Origin of the sequence: Bartonella sp. MU70NMGDW, assembly GCF_042194085.1 — a bacterium.
Lineage (GTDB): Bacteria > Pseudomonadota > Alphaproteobacteria > Rhizobiales > Rhizobiaceae > Bartonella > Bartonella grahamii.
Map to the genome: position 1 here is coordinate 1 of NZ_JBHIMK010000348.1, position 1,194 is coordinate 1,194.

At 38.4% G+C, this 1,194-nt stretch carries 1 protein-coding gene; it reads right to left on the reverse strand.

Translation table 11 applies throughout. The features are described 5' to 3' along the window. Positions 1 to 1,182 (reverse strand): MFS transporter (locus ACFIKE_RS10900; protein ID WP_375649936.1); only part of this gene is annotated, 1,182 nt, incomplete at its 3' end. Between the last annotated feature and the right edge of the window lie 12 nt (positions 1,183 to 1,194).

Sequence of the window (1,194 nt, forward strand, 5' to 3'; positions counted from 1 at the left end):
AACCAAACCACACATGAAAAAAGTAATGGTCGGTAATATTAGGTAGTAAGATGGAGAAACTTTTGCAGGAAGAAAAGAAATAATACTCAATACTGTAATTGAAAATATTCTTCCGCTGAAAGAGACAGCACCAACAATACCAGAAATATGTTGCGTTTGTTTTTGGTTAAGTTCTGAGAAAAATAAGCTTTTTGCACCGATCGGTACAGTGCAAATAAATCCATGGATTAAAGAGAAGGCGATGACTGATGCAGCAGTTTGATGGCTATGAACTAAAAAATAGAGCGCTATGCACATCAGCGCAGAAAAGAAGGAAAAATATTTTATAGAATTCTTATATTTTTTATCAAGAACATGATACTTAGACATCAGTAAATTTGAAAAATATTGTGCTGAAAAGGCTCCAATATGGCAGCACATCAAGACGAGCATTTGCGAACTGTTGAGGTGATGAATTTTTCCTCCTGAAAGTATTATCGGTTGCCAGAAATGATAAATAATCTGAATACCAGCGCTAAAAAGGCACATGAGGAAAATAAACCATGCTCCTCCTACTGTATTTTGAAATATCCAGAGCGTTTCCTTGGCATTGTGCAAGATTGTTTTTGTTTTGGATGTTTCAATTGTCGTTTTCTTTTCTTCCGGAACAATAAGGAATATCAAAAAAATAAATCCCATCATGAGGCATGAGATGATATATCCCATAAAATATTGTCCAGAGTAATAGATCGTTCCAATTCCTACAATCCCACTGAGAATACTTCCGAAAGAGTTAACTTGGTGGTAGAGATGAGCATAATGCGAAAAGTGATCCTGTTTATCGCCTAGAGAATGGTAAATCCATCCGTCAATGGCGCTGACAATGATGCAAATGCCCGCTGCATAGAGAATTTGCGCAATAATAAGTGCCGTCATATTGGGAGCTTGAAGGCATAGAAGATAAAATACTCCTGTCATAAAGACCCCAGCCATAACGGAATATTTACGTCGATATCTGTCAGATAAAACAGCGCAGGGAAAATCAAGCAGCAGAATGGTGGTGGAAAAGACAACCTGAAGCAGAGCTAATTGCGCCAGACTAACTCCCATGGACATTAAAAAAATCGCATGGTAAACGCCGATCAGCATGCGGACAGCATTATAGGATCCATAGTTGAGAGCAAGGGTGCGCGGTCTGTTCATTGTGTTGTTCCA